Origin of the sequence: Mesorhizobium sp. M00.F.Ca.ET.216.01.1.1, from assembly GCF_004010325.2 — a bacterium.
GTDB lineage: Bacteria > Pseudomonadota > Alphaproteobacteria > Rhizobiales > Rhizobiaceae > Mesorhizobium.
Window position 1 is genome coordinate 1 of record NZ_SADR02000463.1, and the last position, 299, is coordinate 299.

Here is a 299-nt window from a genome sequence, read left to right on the forward strand (position 1 = left end):
CGAATCTGCGCGTCCTGGCGCTTGCTGTTGAGCAGCGACTGCTGCGCGGTGATCACGTTCAGATACGCGACAAGGCCGCCTGAATAGCGGTCGTTAGCGAGCGCGAGCAGGCGTTGCGCGTCCGCCACCGCGTCTTCAGACTGCTTCGCCGCGCCGTCCAGCACCGCAAGACCCGTAATGCCGTCCTGCACCTGCTGGAATGCGTTCAGCACCGTCTGACGATAGTTGGCCTGCGTGGCCTTGTAGCCTTCGCTTGCGAACTGCACGTTGGCCGCGCGGCGGCCGCCGTCGAACAACAC

1 protein-coding gene is annotated in these 299 nt (G+C 64.9%); it reads right to left on the reverse strand.

What is annotated here, in order from left to right:
• Nucleotides 1–299: TolC family protein (locus EN859_RS36970; protein WP_189502569.1), on the reverse strand; the 299-nt coding region annotated here is incomplete at both ends.